This is a genomic window from Candidatus Methylacidiphilales bacterium, from assembly GCA_025056655.1.
Taxonomy (GTDB): domain Bacteria; phylum Verrucomicrobiota; class Verrucomicrobiia; order Methylacidiphilales; family JANWVL01; genus JANWVL01.
The window spans coordinates 1-13837 of sequence record JANWVL010000033.1 but is presented as its reverse complement, the minus strand read 5'-3'; the positions used below and the strand labels follow the sequence as shown (position 1 = coordinate 13837).

Sequence of the window (13837 nt, the reverse complement as noted above, 5' to 3'; positions counted from 1 at the left end):
GCTTCTGAATTCGCGCTTGATTGCTTACGGGAAAACGCAAGATGTTTTTACTCCTGAAAACCTTCAGAAGACTTACGGGGGACGCCTGACAATTCTGAGTGAGGTTTTAGAGGCCTTTTGAAAAGTAGCTATGGCGGTTTCAAAAATTTTAATGTGCCTGTGGGGACTGGCGTTAGGATTCATTCCACAGACCGTTGTTGCAAGACTGGTGCCATCCGATATCGGCAACTCGCTTTGCGAGGTAATCGCTTACTTAACATTGAGTGATGCAACACTGCGGGTAGTTGTATCGGCAGCCTTAATTTTAGGTGCTTGCGGAGGAGTAATGGGAGGATTTCTGATCGTTCGCAAACAAGCCTTTTTGGCAGATACTCTCGCACATGCAGTTTTGCCCGGGATAGCGTTAGGGTTTCTATGGAACTTGAGTAAAGACACCGCTCCTATGCTTATAGGCGCAGCTTTGACAGGTTTAACGGGCATCGGTGTATTTCGTATTTTGCAGACGCGCAATCATCATCACGACCAAGCGATTCTTGGTTTCGTATTGGCTGCGTTTTTCGCAATAGGACTCTGTTGGCTAAGCATGATTCGGAATGCTGAAGATATTCCATCGGCGGGAATCGAACATTTTCTTTTTGGGCAAATCGCGGCGATTTCAGATGAAGATCTGCCCTACATTTGGGGGATCGGTTTTTTGATCCTAGCTGTGGTTGGCTTATTGTATAAAGAGTATCTCCTGATCTGTTTTGATGCGGCATTTGCGCGATCTTTGGGAAAACCTGCTTCTTTGTTGAGTGCTTCGCTTTTGTTTCTTTTGACTCTTGCGGTTGTGATTTCATTGAAGGCAGTCGGAGTTGTGCTGGTCACTGCGTTACTGATTATTCCTGCTGCCACAGCACGTCTCCTGACGGATTCTTTTTTGCGGATGCTTATTTACTCTGCTGTGCTAGGGGCTTTAGCGGGATGGCTTGGGACATTGGGGTCTTTGCTAGGTCCTGGTCTCCCTACTGGGCCGATGGTTGTTTTGAGTGCTACAGGAAATTTTCTGCTGGCGTTGTGCTTAGCGCCGAAGCGGGGGTGGGTGGTTCGTTGCCTGAGGCGAAGAGAGGAGGAACGCCGGCATCTTTACGAAAATCTGCTTAAGACTTTGTATCATGCAGAAGAGGCTTCTTTTGAGGATGGACAGCCTCTTAAAAGGCTTGCTGAAGGCCATTCTACGACACCAGAAAAACTGCGGGGGTCGCTTGCAGTGGCTGAGTCGAAGGGATTCGTCCAAGTTGACAAAAAGAGCCAGAGCGTCAGGCTGACCTCCAGAGGGCGCGATCGTGCGCGAACAATTGTGAGAAATCATCGCCTATGGGAACTCTATTTAGCGGAAGCGGCAAACATCGCGCCTGATCACGTTCACGATGCTGCAGAGGCTATGGAGCATCACATGGATGAAGAGACGGCGCGAAAGATCGAGCAGCGTTTTGGCCAGGGCCGTTTAGATCCTCATGGAAAGCCTATCCCTGCGGCCGAGACAAGGAAGTCTGCTTCTGCATCTAAAAATGCAGATGCATAGGATTAAAGCTTTTATTGGGAGAAGATGAACGTCTCTAACTTTGAATTGCTTTGGCCAGCATATGACGCTTATGCGGTCTGGATTCGTCCTTGGGTGGAGGATAGGGATCTCACATTGCCTATTTTTTTAATGGCTTTTTTTGTAACGGCTGGATGCGGTCTTGTGGGAAACTATCTTCTTCTTCGCCGTTCTGTGTTGGTCGGAGATGCTATTAGTCATAGTCTGCTTCCGGGTATTATTGTGGTATTCCTTCTTTTTGATTCGTTGGATTGGCCGCTTTTGTTCCTTTCCGCAGTGGTCACGGGCGTTATTGCTGTGTGGTTGGCTGAAGTGCTGCATCGACAGACCGTTATTCCCAAAGATTCTGCGTGGTGTGTGACGTTTACTTCTCTTTTCGCGCTAGGCGTTTTGATGTTGAGTCTGATCGAGAGACAAGCGCCTATTCATCTGGATGTAGAATGCCTTCTTTTTGGTGAGATTGCGTTTGTGGCGCTTGAGCCATCATTAAAAGTGGCAGGGGTTTCTCTCGGCCCTCACACACTTTGGGTGATGGCAGGGCTTTGCGTATTTATTGGGTTGTTGATTTTACTTTTCTACAAGGAGCTGCTGGTCATCACATTTGATGAGACCTTGGCGCGTCTTCAGGGTAGGAAAGTAGGGCTTTGGCATTATGGGATGATGGCTATCGTGGCGGTTGTGATTGTTGCAGTGCTACAGGCCGTGGGCGTGATTTTGGTGGTGGCGATGTTGATCCTGCCAGGGATGACAGCGTCTGAGTTGTCCACACGGCTTCCTGGGCGGCTTTTGTGGACGCTTGCGTATGCACTGATCACGCCGCTGCTGGGATATCCCTTGGCGGTGTGGTGGCAGTGCACGGTAGCTGGGTCGATGGTGGTAGTCGGAGCGCTGGTTTTTACGTCAGTCTGGCTTATCAAGCGTTGGTTTTTTAGAGAGAAAACAGTGTTTGTCTCTCCGTAGCTCGTGTAGGATCGGCTTATTTATACCTTTGCTGATGAGCGTGCTTCCGACTAGACTTATAGGTTTATGAACATGATGAAACTCATGCAGCAGGCTCAGCAGTTGCAAGCGCGGGCTAAAAAAATTCAGGAGGAGATTGCTAGACGCGAGTTTTCTGCGTCGGCGGCTGATGGTAAGATTCAGGTGACATTGAGTGGTGAAGGTGAGATGTTGGCTCTACGAATTGATCCTGAGTGGTTGCGTGAGACGCCGGATGTGGAGATGGTTGCGGATTTTATTGTGATGGCCTCACGAGAGGCTTTTCAAAAAGGGCGCCAGGCTATTCAGCAGGAGATGGGGCAACTCACAGCTCAACTCGGCCTTCCGCCTGGCTTATTCTAAAAGGATACGATGGATTATCCGCCTAAGGTTCAAGATTTAATTACGGCGTTTCGGTTGCTTCCGACAGTGGGGCCGAGGAGTGCAGAGCGTTTTGCGCAGTGGTTTGTCGAGGCGCCTTTAGAAACCAAACAGCAGTTAGAGGCGGCGCTTCGTCAGGTGCGCGAGACCATTACGCCGTGTCCGGACTGTGGATTTTACAGCGAGGGTCAACGTCTTTGCCACATCTGTAGTGATCCTACTCGGGATGCATCGGTGTGGTGTATTGTGCAGGATGCAGCGGAGCTAATTAAAATTGAACGGAGCGGGACATACCGTGGACTTTACCACATCTTGGGTGGCTTATTGGATCCTCTTGAGGGGATAGAACCGGAGCATTTGGCGGTCGAAAGCCTTTTAATGCGGCTGAAGAAGATGCAGCCGAAAGAAGTTATTTTGGCACTGGGCACAGATGTGGAGAGTGAGACTACGGTGCTTTATTTGACGCCGTTACTCAAGCAGTATGCGATCAAGGTCACTCGATTGGCTTTTGGGCTGCCTGCGGGTGGGGGCATAGCTTATGTGGATAGTGTGACACTGGGGTATGCGTTATCGGGCAGGAGGGAGATATGATGCGATGTGTTTTTTTGTTTTTGTGCTTGTGTTTGCAAAATGGCTGGCTGTTTTCGGAAGAGGAACAGCAGCACGGCCTGAATTTTGAGCAATATGTGATAGATGCTTTTACAGGGCGTGGATACACGGCGGATTGGGATTTGCCGGGCTTCGCTAATCCTCGGGTTCCGGGTGTGCCGGTCTCGATTAAGTTGATGCAAGAGGGGCATACGATTTATTTTAGCGATGCATTGCGGCAGCGCCGTTTGCGAGGGGAGTTTCAGCTGGTGATTGGTTTTTACCGAAAGATTCCTGAAGCACAGAAAATTGAGATTTTGCATTTACATAATCTTCGGATCCGTCCACAGGAATGGGAGAAAATCTGGGGTGATGTGACGGTGGAAATGCTTGAGGCGTTTCAGGAGGAGATTAAGCGGGGATCTGTAGAGGAGGCGCAGGCTTTTGCACGGAAGCGGGCGGCGGAGTTGCGTAAGTTAAGCCGTGGCATGAAGATTTTTCCGAAGATCAATCGTCAGCAGCGACGCATTCAGTGTGGGATGGATTATGAATTTTTCTGTCGCACGTTTATTGGCACGGCGCGGCCGGAACGGCAGGAAGAGCTTCGTCTCTATGAGATGAAGTTTCCGCGATTTCTGCCAGCGGCGCCGCGTCATTGGTGGGGTGAGTCTTGATCCGGGGTGTGTGGCGGGAGGACTAGAGTTGGAGGGTGTCGTCGGTGGTAGCGCCTAGGTGTGCGGAATTGACGAGGTAGGCGTATTTGGCGAGGAGGCCTCGGGTGAAGCGTGGCTTGGGTTTTTTCCAGGCTTTTAAGCGGGCGCGAATTTCTTTTTCGGGGATGTCGAGGGTGATTGTGCGACGCACGGCATCGATGGTAATGGGATCGCCATTTTTTACGATAGCGATGGGGCCTCCGACATAGGCTTCGGGGCAGATGTGGCCGACGACAAATCCGTGTGAACCGCCAGAGAAGCGGCCGTCGGTAATGAGTGCGACGTCTTTACCTAAGCCTTTGCCCATGACGGCAGAGGTGGGGGAAAGCATTTCGCGCATGCCGGGGCCACCTTTGGGGCCTTCGTAACGGATGACGATGACGTGGCCTTTGCGAACTTTGCCGGAGAGGATGGCTTCTAGGGCTGATTCTTCGGAGTCGAAGGTGATGGCGCGGCCTGTGAAGCGGAGTCCTTCTTTGCCGGATATTTTGGCGACGGCGCCGTCTGGGGCGAGGTTGCCTCGAAGGATGACGAGGTGAGAGTCTTTTTTGATGGGGTTTGAGAAAGGGCGGATGATGTCTTGATCGGCTGGGTAGGGTTGGGCGTCTTTGACGTTTTCCCAGAGTGTTTTGCCTGTGACGGTGAGGCAGTCGCCGTGCATGTAGCCTTCTTCGATGAGGAGTTTCATGAGGGGGACGGTGCCGCCGATGGCGATGAGATGATTCATGAGGTAGCGGCCGCTTGGCTTGAGATCGGCGAGGACTGGGGTTTTGCGGCCGATGCGGGTGAAATCATCGAGGGTGAGGCGGACGCCTGCGGCGCGAGCGATGGCGAGGAGGTGGAGGACGGCATTGGTTGATCCGCCGAGGATAATTGTGAGGGTGATGGCGTTTTCAAAGGCGCGACGGGTGAGGATGTCGCGGGGGCGGATGTTTTTTTCGATGAGGTGAAGAACGGCTTCACCGGCGCGCCGGGCGTCGTCGCGCTTTGCATCGGAGACTGCGGTTTGTGCGGAGCTGTTGGGTAAGGAGAGGCCGAGGGCTTCAATCGCGGAGGCCATGGTGTTGGCAGTATACATGCCGCCGCAGGAGCCTGGGCCGGGGATGGCGCAGCGTTCAATTTGGGCGAGTTCTTGATCGGAAATTTTTTGGTTGGCGTGAGCGCCTACGGCTTCGAAGACGGAGACGATGTCGAGGTCTTTGTTTTGGCCGTCGGGGAGGGTAAGGCATCCGGGGAGGATTGTGCCGCCATAGACGAAGACGGCGGGGCGGTTGAGACGTGCGATGGCGATGCAGGCGCCGGGCATGTTTTTGTCGCAGCCGCCGATGGCGACGAAGCCGTCCATGTTTTGTGCGCCGACGACAGCCTCGATAGAGTCTGCGATGATTTCGCGGGAGATGAGGGAGTATTTCATGCCGGGCGTGCCCATAGAGATGCCATCGGAGACGGTGATGGTGTGGAAGATGAGGGCTTTGCCGCCGGCTTGCTCTGCGCCGCGCTTGGCCTCGATGGCGAGGGTGTCGAGGTGCATGTTGCAGGGGGTGATTTCGCTGGCGGCGGAGGCGATGCCGATGAGGTTTTTGGTGAAGTCTTCGGGGGTGAAACCGAGTGGGTAGAGCATGGAGCGGTTCGGCGCGCGGTGTGGGCCGTCGAAAAGGATTGAGGAGTATTGGCGGTGTGCCGGGGGTGTGGACTTGGATTGAGTTGTGGATTTTGGGGAGGGTGTGGGGGTGGGCATAGTGGATTGGAGTTAAATTATCCGTATGGATGAGGATGGCAGTGAAAATTTGATTGAAAAGATTAGAGGTGACCGGACTGGAAGTAGTCGAGGATGCCTTTTTCGAGTGTGTATTGAGGCTTGTAGCGTAGGGCTTTGATGGTGACGGACATGTCGGCTTCGGTGTGGGGTTGGTAGAAGGGGTAGGGGTTGTCGAAATACTCGGTCTCGAGGTCAGTGCCGAAGGTGCGGTTGAGGATGGTGACGACGTCGTTGAAGGAGCGGGCGGTGCCGGAGCCGGCGTTGTAGATGCCCGATTTGCGGGCAGTGGTGATGGCTCGGATGGTGAGCTCGACGATGTCTTTGATGTAGACGAAGTCGCGGCGTTGTTCGCCGAATTTGAATATGCGGGGATTTTGGCCGGCTTTGATTTGCTGGGCGAGTTGGTAGATCATGCTAGCGGCGGTGCCTTTGTGAGCTTCGCGTGGGCCGTAGACGTTGAAGTAGCGCAGGCCTACGATGTGGCGGGAGGGGTAGGAGCGGAGGAAGAGGCGTGCGAGGTTTTCGAGCTGGACTTTGGAGAAGGCGTAGACGTTGGCAGGGTGTAGGGGTTGATCGAGGGTGTTGACGCCGGAGGCGATGCCGTAGGTGGCTGCAGAGCTAGCGAACATGATACGGGTTTTGTTGGATTTGCTGGCGACGAAATGAAGGAGATTGCGGAAGGATTCGACGTTGTCGTGGACTTGTTGGAATTGGTTGTGGTTGGTGGTGTCGGTGATTGAGGCGAGATGGAAGATGGCGTCTAGGGTATTGGCTCGGAAATAACGGGAGAGGTCGAGTGTGGCGAGGTCAGCGGCGATGAAATCGCCACGGTAGCCTTGAAGATTTTTAAAAGAAGCTGAACGGAAGTCGTCTATTATTGTAAGTTTGGCGGAGGGATATTCTTCTTGGAGTTTTAGGGCTAGGTTTGCGCCGATGAAGCCAGCGCCGCCGGTGATGAGGATGTTTTTCATGGATGATATTAAAGTTCAAAGTATTGTATGAATCAAATATGTTCTTTGACTGATAGCAATAGGTGTGTGTTGTCGATGGTTGTCGAGTTAGTTTGAATGGATCTTTGAGTGGTTATAGATGGATCGATAAACTTCAGGTAAGAGTTACAAAGATGGATAATAACGGTGCTGAGAACAAGTATAAGCACTACAGGACAACGCGACTAACGTAAAGTTAAATTCACCTTATGTATGATGGATATCGAGAAAAAATTTTTATTAAACGGTGGCTAAACTGAAAAAAATATACACACAATAGGAAAATATTAAAAGGGTTGGAGGATGATATTTATCAGCTAGTTTTGTATTCATTTGGTAATCAGCAATTTAATAAATAAGAATTTTAAAAATGGAGTTTGAGGAGAAAGTTGGTATGGATTATGATTGATTTAGTCTAGCTGAGGAAGGTTACAGGTGATGGTGGAAATAAAAACGATGAACGAAAACGAGGAGGATGAAAAATAGAAGGCTTACTAAAAATTTAGTTGACATTTTAATTAAAAAAGCATAAAAACTCAAAAAGTGAAAATTATGTTTGCAGGAAACATAAAATGCATTGTTAGACATCATTTTCTCAATGAGCGCAATGATGTCCTCTCGATGAGTTATTTTACTAATGGGCGAGGAATTTTAACTGATTCGGTAATATCCTCAAATGAGAAAAATTCATGTGTGTAGTTGATCATGAAAAAGACATAAAAATTTCTTTAATCTAATCATAGTTATGAGCATGACTACTGCTAGGAATCAAAAAATAATAATGGGAAAGATTAAAGTGCAGTGGACAGGAAAGTTTAGCATTGTGGCCTTAGCAATGCTTTTTTTTATCGCATCGCCGGATAAGATCAGCGCACAACTCCCTGTTAATGGAACTGTCATAAGTGGTGATATAACAATAGAAAATGGCGCAAACCAGATGGATATTTTTCAATCGTCTGAAAAAGCAATCATAAACTGGGAACAATTTGACATCGGTGTTAACAACACAGTTAATTTCTGGCAGCCGGGGGGGGGATCAACGTTGAACAGGGTTACTGGGGCATTTGGATCCTACTTAAACGGAAACTTGAATGCAACAGGAAGTGTCTATTTAATCAATCCCAATGGTGTAGTAGTGGGGGCAAACGGGAGAATTATAGTTGGAGGGAGTGTATACTTTTCTACTTTTGATTTGAGCAATGAAAGTTTTCTTCAAGGGTCGAATCCAGAGTTTATCAGCAGAAGTGTAGGACAGATTCAGAACTTCGGAAAGATACAAGCAGGTCGTGATGTATTTTTAATTGGAAACTACATACACAATAAGGGCAAGATAAGTGCCGGAGGAACGGTAGGATTAGTTGCAGATGGATACGGTAGCGAAATTGTGATACAAGATCAAAGAAACATCCCGAATGCGCCGCGGGTGTTGGTTAGGAAAAGAGGCGTTGGGCGGCCGGATGATCAAGAGAGGGTTGGTATTGACCACCATGGGCTCATTGAGGCAGCGAGCGCTGAGATTATAGCTGCAGGGGATATATATGGAACAGCGATAAATATAGGAAATGAAGCGGGAATACGTGTCAAAGGCACTGTGCAAGACCCAGACGGGAGGGTGTTCATCGTAACAGATGGTGGGAAAATTAGGGTTGATGGGACCGTGGAAGCCAAAGATTTGGCAGGGAAAGGAGGTAAAATTAAGATTGATGCAGGTAAGGGTAAGTCAGGAAGTAGCCAGACCCTAGTGACCGGATTAATTGATGCATCGAGTGTTAACACGGTAGGTGGCCATGTTGAGGTGTTGGCAGATGAAGTAGCATTATACCAAGCAGGCTTGATAGATGTCAGAGGTGCTCTGGGCGGAGGAACAGTCTTATTTGGAGGGGATTATCAAGGAAAAAATCCCGATGTGCAGAACGCAAGAGCGACTTTTATAGGTCAAGACACAAGAATATTAGCCGACGCTTTACAAGACGGAGATGGAGGTAAAGTAATCATTTGGTCAGATGAGGTCACTCGCATGTTTGGAGAAATCTCTGCTAATGGAGGTGAAGAAGCCGGAGATGGTGGATTTATAGAAGTGTCATCCAAAGGTTATTTTGAATTAGAAACAATAGCTCGAGTAAGTGCATCATCCCGTAATGGAAGGGCTGGCACTGTATTGTTTGACCCTTCTGATATAACTATCTCGAATGCGCCTAATTCAAATATTACAGGAAGCCCTAATTTTGTAGCAACTGCAGCCACTGCGAATATTAATTACTCAACTCTAGTCGCATTATTAAATTCAGGCACATCAGTTACGATTTCAAGTGCTAGTGGATTTTCAGGCAACGGTGACATTACCTTTACTGATACTGGAACATTAATCTTTAACAACACGAACACTACATTAACTATCAATGCATGGAATAACATAAATATAAATCCAGGAGTTATAGTTAATATTAACGGATCAACGCATAGCGGCCAACATCTAATTCTCAATGCAGATACTGGTGGAGGAGCAACTAACGGCGGTATATATATAGATGGAATAATCAACTTTGACGCCAACATGGATAAAATAACAATGCAAGGTGAAACGATTGTTATCGGGCCATTAGCAACGGTTAATGTTAGAGATATGACCGCGAATGCGACTGATGGAGATTTCCTCATGCTAAGCGGAGGAGCATTATTTCACTCAGGAGGAGCCTTCAATGTCAATGTAGTGAATGGAGATTTCGATATGCAAGCTGGCACGATACTCGGTATCACTGCAGATCAATTAAATATCACAGCTACAGGCAATATTATTATGGCTGATTTTACACCAGGAATTAACTTAACTGGAAGCTTAAATTCTACCATTAACTCTACAGGCGGTAGTATATTTTTCAATGAGACAGGAGCTTTTATTCTAAATAATCAGACCCTAAATATAACGGCATTCAATAATATATCGCAGGCTCCAGGAACTGGTATTGCATTCACAACATCAGGGACGAATTCTTCGGTAAAATTCAAAGCTGATAATTCAGGCTTAGGCACTGGCGTAATCACTCTAGATGGAGGGTTGTTTCATAGTCCAACACAACACATCAATATGGAAATGTCAGCAGCTGGCAACGTTACCATAAATGGCACCATAGATCTAGGGTTAGGCAATCTGTTCTCTATCCAATCTACAAATGGATCCGTTAACATGGGTGTTGGATCAAGCATCACAACCCTGGCAAAAGAATTTAAGATTGTTGCCCAAAATAACGTGAATGTTGAAAATTTGGACTTAGGTGGCTTGTCACAAAACTCTCTAGTCAAGGCGATAAATGGTAATATTAATCTCGGAGGTCCCAATAATAGCTTCAACCTCAATAATACTTCATTAAAATTTGAATCGTGGGGTAATTTTACCTTAGCCTCATCTTCTCAGATCTTCGCCCAGGGCACTGGAATCTCACCATCTATAGAAATTCAGGCAGACACTGGGGGCTCCCTATCAACTGGCAATGTTAATATAAATGGAAATATCTCCAACACTCTACCCACAAATCCAGTGGGTCTAATAATTAAAGGTGAAAATATCAATATTGCCAATAACGTCTCTATTACAGATGTGCGAAACTTTGAATCCTATGCACAAGGTGGCAATATAACTTTAAGTGGAAACAACAATATAACTAGTGTCTCTTCAGGAACAAACTTTATAATGCAAGCAACCGGGTCTATTAACATGCAGGAAAGTAGCACTATAAATGTTTCAGCATCCGGAAATATGTTGATCAAAGGAGGCAATAATGTAAGTTTGGGAACATTAATATTAAATCAGACTGGTGGCGGCAATATAATAATTACTTCTGACTTCGGTAGCATTCTTGATTCGAATCCACTGGCGGACAGTAATCCGAATATACGTTTCCAGACAGCAAGTCCTACAGCTCAACTTTCACTGAATGCTGGCCAATCAATAGGAGGTAGTGGATTAGCCGACATAGACATCAGAGCAAATGCGAATAATCAAAGGGTAGGTGCCATAGCTGTGAGTAATATATATATTGAAGATACCACCAATCATCCCATATTGAACATCAATGGTCTTCAATCATCTAATGGTGCAATTAGCTTTGTTACACAAAATGCGACAAACCTTAATATCATAGATGCAATATACCGAACAAGCACTTCACTTAACATAATTTCTATAACGAATAATACCCCCAACGGAAATATCAATCAAAATCACAACATTGGTCTAATTGGATCACCTTCTACGATAAATTTGACTACAAGTAACAACATTATACAGGGACCGAATAGAGTAATCAACGCCGGCGGTGCCGGCTCATCTGTTACACTAGCAACCACTAATACAACTACTCCTGGTAATATTATAGGCTCTTATGGAAACTATGGCTCATTATATATAAAAGACGCGGCTACCATAAATGCTCAAGCAGGCACACCTTCTTCATCTGGAAGTGGTTCATATACAGCAAACGGTCAACTAAAAATAGCTCACGACACAACTTTACCTAATACTAATATCACAAATTTGCTAGGAAGAAACATCATTGTGTCAGACCGTGGACCAGCTGGTCATACGACTACAATTCAGAATGTAGACACAACATCAAACACAGATTCACGAGTTATGATTCTTTCTGGACGAAATGGGCCCGGTAACGGTCCCGACAATCTAGTCCTAAATGATTTAATAGTAGCTGGTAACATAGGTAATCAAGCTCCAGGTCGGCAATTTTCACATATCTTTTTAGCTGCTAATGAAGATGTAATAATAAATACCGGTGCCAATGTAAAAACAGGCACAAATGGAACCATTCAGATTGTTACTGATGAAGCCTACCCTACTCCACCGCTCCAAGGAACTGGCGGATTAAAGAATAACGGCGTAATTGATGCAACTGGGGGTAACGTGATCGTGTATAATTCTGACCCCTCGAACACAATACTAGGCACAATACTCGCTGCAAACGGAGCTGATCAAGTCTTTAATACATGGTATCAGCTAGTAGCGGGAGCCAATGCTTATGATCCGCAAACTGGTTATAATGCCCCAGGGACCGGAGGCACACCTGGAGGGGATTTCTACAAGATCCAACAAATGAATTCTTCCTCTTCAGCAGTAAGTTCTAGTCAAAGCCTCTCTGCGCAAAGCAGCTCTTCTAGTAGTAACTTCAGCTCTTTCCATAGCTCAGCCTCAAGCTCTTCAAACTCCAGCTTTTCATTTAGCCAAAGCTCCCACTCAAGCAGCTCGTCATCTAGCTTTAGTAGCTCTATATCAGTAGGAGGATCCGTTAATGTTGCATCGTCTAGCTCTATGAGCTTCCAAAGCAGTTCATCTAGTTATTCATCAAGTTCTTTCAATAGTTCTGCATCCAGTTCATCATCTAGCAATAACTCAAGCTTCTACTCTTCAGCATCAAGTAGTTCATCATCGTCGGTCTCTTCTAGTCATTCCAGCTTCAGTCTGTCCAACTCATCATATAGTTACAGTCTTTCCTCAAATAGCTCCTCAGTCTTTAGCTCATCTTCCTCCTCCCAACAAGCAAACTTATCCTCCAGTCAAAGCTCAAGTGTATCGCAAAGTTCAAGCAGCTCTTCATTCAGCTTTAGTTCAAGTGCACAAATTAGCAGTAGTCAATCTGCCTCCGCTTCGCAATCCGCTAGCATTTCATCCTCATCTGCGAGTAGTAACAGCGCAGCGTTCAGCTCTAGTTCATGGAGTTATTCTGTATCTGCTAGTAGTAATGCCTCTGCCCACAACAATAGTTCACAGGCTTCGCATTCCGCTTCAAGCTCTAGCTCCTCTGCCTCTAGTTCAGCGTCTAGTTCTGCTAACAACAGCTCTAGCTCGTCATCGAGTTCATCAGTAAATTCATCATTGACGGCCTCTAGCTCATCCAATTCACACAGTTCCAGTTCATTCTATAGTAGCTCAATAAGTAATTACAATCCTGCTTCGAGTTCGGCCTCTTCTTCGGCTTCTAGTTCCAACAGCTCCGTGGCATCTAATTCGATTCAAACCTCCTCAAGCGCCTCCCTGAGTAATTCATCCAGTTCTTTAGAAAGCAGCAGCTCGTCATTCTTCAGTTCTAGCTTTTCGAGTAGCGCATTCTCTAATGCAGCAAGTGCATCTAATAGTGCCAGTGCTTATAATAGCTCAAGCCAGTTTAATAGCTCCTCCTTTAACAACAGCTCGAGTTTCTTCAATAGTTCGTCATTTAACAACTCATCTTCCTTTAACAATAGCTCGAGTTTCTTTAACAGCTCGTCATTTAACAATTCATCGTTTAACAACAGCTCGAGTTTCTTCAATAGTTCGTCATTTAACAATTCATCCTCCTTTAACAACAGCTCGAGTTTCTTTAACAGCTCGTCGTTTAACAATTCGTCATTTAACAATAGCTCGAGTGTCTACAACAGCTCATCGATAAGCAACAGCTCGAGTTTCTTTAACAGTTCATCGTTTAACAATTCGTCATTTAACAACAGCTCGAGTTTCAACAGTTCGAGCAACAGTTATTTTGTGAGCAACAACAGTTCAGCAGCGAACAGCTCGAGTGTCTACAACAGCTCATCGATAAGCAACAGCTCGAGCGTATATAACAGTTCGTCAGCAGACAACAGCTCGAGTTTCTTTAACAGTTCATCGTTTAACAATTCGTCATTTAACAACAGCTCGAGTTTCAACAGTTCGAGCAACAGCTATTTTGTGAGCAACAACAGTTCAGCAGCGAACAGCTCGAGTGTCTACAACAGCTCATCGATAAGCAACAGTTCGAGCGTATATAACAGTTCGTCTGCAGATAACAGCTCGAGTTTCTTTAATAGTTCATCATTTAACAAC

8 protein-coding genes are annotated in these 13837 nt (G+C 46.6%); 6 read left to right on the top strand and 2 right to left on the bottom strand.

Annotation, left to right across the window (positions count from 1 at the left end; all coding sequences use genetic code 11):
• The first annotated feature begins 130 nt into the window (after positions 1-130).
• From NZM04_01520 to NZM04_01500, 5 genes are all read left to right on the top strand, one after another.
• Positions 131-1564 (top strand): metal ABC transporter permease, encoded by a 1434-nt coding sequence (locus NZM04_01520; GenBank protein ID MCS7062723.1) that lies wholly within the window; start codon positions 131-133, stop codon positions 1562-1564.
• Positions 1565-1588: 24 nt separating this feature from the next.
• The gene (locus tag NZM04_01515) at positions 1589-2542 is read left to right on the top strand and encodes a metal ABC transporter permease (protein MCS7062722.1); all 954 of its coding nucleotides are present in this window, start codon (positions 1589-1591) and stop codon (positions 2540-2542) included.
• Positions 2543-2614: 72 nt separating this feature from the next.
• Positions 2615-2923 (top strand): YbaB/EbfC family nucleoid-associated protein, encoded by a 309-nt coding sequence (locus NZM04_01510; protein MCS7062721.1) that lies wholly within the window; start codon positions 2615-2617, stop codon positions 2921-2923.
• A 9-nt stretch (positions 2924-2932) separates the two neighbouring features.
• Complete coding sequence (gene recR, locus NZM04_01505; protein MCS7062720.1) at positions 2933-3532, top strand: recombination mediator RecR; 600 nt, start codon at positions 2933-2935, stop codon at positions 3530-3532.
• Positions 3529-4203, top strand: coding sequence for a hypothetical protein (locus tag NZM04_01500; protein MCS7062719.1), 675 nt, complete (start codon positions 3529-3531; stop codon positions 4201-4203). Before recR ends, NZM04_01500 begins: the two co-directional genes overlap by 4 nt.
• Before the next feature lie 22 nt (positions 4204-4225).
• On the opposite strand, the gene ilvD is transcribed toward NZM04_01500, so the two are convergent.
• Positions 4226-5980 carry a dihydroxy-acid dehydratase gene (ilvD, locus tag NZM04_01495; protein ID MCS7062718.1) on the bottom strand — a complete coding sequence of 585 codons (1755 nt, stop codon included), beginning with the start codon at positions 5978-5980 and terminating at the stop codon, positions 4226-4228.
• A 62-nt stretch (positions 5981-6042) separates the two neighbouring features.
• On the bottom strand, positions 6043-6972 hold the full coding sequence (rfaD, locus tag NZM04_01490; GenBank protein MCS7062717.1) for an ADP-glyceromanno-heptose 6-epimerase: 930 nt from the start codon (positions 6970-6972) through the stop codon (positions 6043-6045).
• A gap of 763 nt (positions 6973-7735) precedes the next feature.
• Here rfaD and NZM04_01485 point away from each other — a divergent pair.
• Positions 7736-13837 (top strand): hypothetical protein (locus tag NZM04_01485; GenBank protein ID MCS7062716.1); only part of this gene is annotated, 6102 nt, incomplete at its 3' end.